The sequence below is a fragment of the Alkaliphilus serpentinus genome, assembly GCF_009017255.1.
GTDB lineage: Bacteria > Bacillota > Clostridia > Peptostreptococcales > Natronincolaceae > Alkaliphilus_D > Alkaliphilus_D serpentinus.
In genome coordinates this window covers 1-2,499 of sequence record NZ_WBZB01000080.1, presented here as the reverse complement: position 1 = coordinate 2,499, position 2,499 = coordinate 1, and the positions used below count along the sequence as shown (strand labels likewise).

The 2,499-nt window shown below is 34.7% G+C and carries 4 protein-coding genes; all 4 read right to left on the bottom strand.

From position 1 onward, the window contains the following. Nucleotides 1-382: 382 nt before the first annotated feature. Entirely contained in the window at nt 383-481 is a 99-nt protein-coding gene (locus tag F8153_RS16785; RefSeq protein WP_408608765.1) for a putative holin-like toxin, read from the bottom strand. A 290-nt stretch (nt 482-771) separates the two neighbouring features. After that, nucleotides 772-1,308 carry a GNAT family N-acetyltransferase gene (locus tag F8153_RS15810; RefSeq protein ID WP_192929870.1) on the bottom strand — a complete coding sequence of 179 codons (537 nt, stop codon included), beginning with the start codon at nt 1,306-1,308 and terminating at the stop codon, nt 772-774. 16 nt (nt 1,309-1,324) lie between these two features. Beyond that, entirely contained in the window at nt 1,325-2,092 is a 768-nt protein-coding gene (locus tag F8153_RS15805) for a DUF2087 domain-containing protein (protein ID WP_151867324.1), read from the bottom strand. Between the two features lie 213 nt (nt 2,093-2,305). Continuing rightward, nucleotides 2,306-2,499 (bottom strand): hypothetical protein (locus tag F8153_RS16300; RefSeq protein WP_192929869.1); only part of this gene is annotated, 194 nt, incomplete at its 5' end.

Sequence of the window (2,499 nt, the reverse complement as noted above, 5' to 3'; positions counted from 1 at the left end):
CTCCTTACTTTAATAAGGGGGATACCCCCTTAAAAGCCCCCATTTAATAGGTAACAAAAGAACTTTCCTATTAAATAAAAAAATCCCAGCCAGAGCAAGGATTGGTCCTGGCAGGATTGAAACAAATACCCCTATGATTCCCAACAGCATCAGGAGAATGCTAATAATTAAATAACTGTTATCCATTATATCACCAAGCTTTTATCAATATCCAGTATATTATTCCTTATTGCTGATAATTATGTTAAAAACAAAAAATGTTGTAAAATGTTTACATTGTCGTTTTTTATGTTATACTGTATATAAAAGGTAATCGGACCGCTTGGTGCGGTTACCACAAGTGCGTTAAATACTTAATCACACTGTGGTGCAGGCAGTGTGATCATTTTTTTCCGTTGTTATTCCTATCTAAATAGGAGATAAGGGTTAATAATAGCATACCAAACATTATCATCATGGATATTGATTGATATGTATCCATTCCCACCACCTCTCTTCCTTTGAAGTAAGGTGGCAACCACACCCTGCTTTTACCGATTACCTTTATGTTATAATACCATATCTGTAAATATCTTCAATTGGCCTATGGTACCATTATTTGTAATATTATTTAAATAGCATCTTTAGACCTATATGCTTGGCATTCCTTCCCGGAAGTCTCGAGAACCACCAGCGATGGAAGCTTCTTAGACTTAAAGCCAAAATAATGACACCCCTTAGGTTGGTATGCCTCCCATGTAATATAAAAGTATTTACACTTATTACAGTTGATCACAGCGACAACCTCTTCTCCATTGCAATAACCACCTCATCCACTCCACCAAACTCCATATTAACCCGTTTATATTCCTTATAACCTGTTTTACACCAAAATTCCATGGCCTTGTTATTAATCTCTAAGACTCCAATTTTCAATGTAGATCCACCTTGTTCCTTTACCCATTCCTCAATAAAGCTTTGGATGGCCCTACCTAGTCCTATTTTTCTCTTTTCTTTATCTAATAATAACAGACCAATCATCCATTCACCAGCCTTATGAAAGTCCCTAAGAATATCCACAATGGCTATTAGCTTATTATCAGAATATGAGTAAACTCCTAAAAGAAATTTATCCTCCAAAGTTTTACTGGGTGGTATATCCTTTAACAATTCCATAGAGGTATTTTCATCTGGCAGCTTCTTATCTACCATTAAAAAATAGTCTTCAGCTCTATTACAAAGGTCATTAATATCCCCAATATCCTCACCAGACAATATCTTTATCTTATATTTGTCTTCTTCTAGATAGATTACTTCATTAAGCTTCATACTAGCCCCCCTTAACCTATTCCTTAATCCAATATTGACTACAATCCCTTTCTCTCTCCATAAATCCATATTCAATTAAGTATCTTCTAATCAATACGTAATCCTCATATACCGCCTTTAGGATTTCATTAACCTCTTTTTCAGTATATTTTATCCCAAGCTGAAAACGCTTTGCTATATGCCTTAATATAGCAATTTTTCTTTTTTCCTTTTTAACAGGAAACTCCTGTAAAGGTCCATCCGGACCCTTTCTAAAGTAACCATTTAGTATCTTTTCATTTTCTTCCTCTGTTATAGCATAACGTTCATCAATCATAGTAGCCCCCCTGTGTATCGTAATAAATTTCTCCTTCGGGGAATTTTTCCCCTCCAATAGTTGCATAATGGCTAAAAATACTTTTGCCTGTTTCTCCCTTTCCCTTAAGGTGAAGCGATGGTTCCTAATTGTAGAAGTGCTTCCCCCTCCCATTTCTTTTACAACTTCCGCATCACTGAGGCCTTCATGAAAAAGTCTAAGTAGATTTTTTTGATGGTCAGTTAAACCCGTAAATTTTTTATTTAAGTCAATCAGATAATCAAACATGGAGGAATGGACCTGATTGATATGGTGTTTAACAAACCTTTCAGCCTCAAAATAGAGATTATCGTCTTTGTATATGATTCCTTTCTCAAAGACTTCACCACATATTAGGCAAATATAGGCCTCATTTTCTTTGTCATAGACATAGCCCTGTACTATTTCCTCAACTGATGCCTTCCAAAATAATTCCGAGATTTCTATCATAAACGTTTTCTCCTTTCGTTTAGTATTTATGTAAACATATTAATATATTGTCTATTATAAGTCAAGAAGAAATTTGATAAAAATAATGAGTAATTAGTAATGAGTAATGAGCAATGAATAGAACATAATTCAATAATTATATAAAAAAAGGATTGGGCTACCCAATCCTAAATTATATAGAATATAAATATGTAAAGAACTTCTTAAAGTTTTTTAATGGGTTCCTCCCGATTGATAATCATCGGAGGCTCTTTTATTGGCATAATAGAAGACCACATCTCCATCCTGAAGGCTAAAGGTTATACCATTACCATCGGTTTTACTATATCTGTAGCCTTCTTTCCTCCACATATTGGCTAAGGCTCCATTCCAATAGCCTAGAATGGGATTCCCAAAGCTTCCATTCT

Excerpts from the sequence above, each read along its gene's own strand:
- F8153_RS15805 (WP_151867324.1), bottom strand. The coding sequence starts at position 2,092 with ATGATAGAAATCTCGGAATTATTTTGGAAGGCATCAGTTGAGGAAATA.
- F8153_RS16785 (WP_408608765.1), bottom strand. The coding sequence starts at position 481 with ATGGATACATATCAATCAATATCCATGATGATAATGTTTGGTATGCTA.
- F8153_RS15810 (WP_192929870.1), bottom strand. The coding sequence starts at position 1,308 with ATGAAGCTTAATGAAGTAATCTATCTAGAAGAAGACAAATATAAGATA.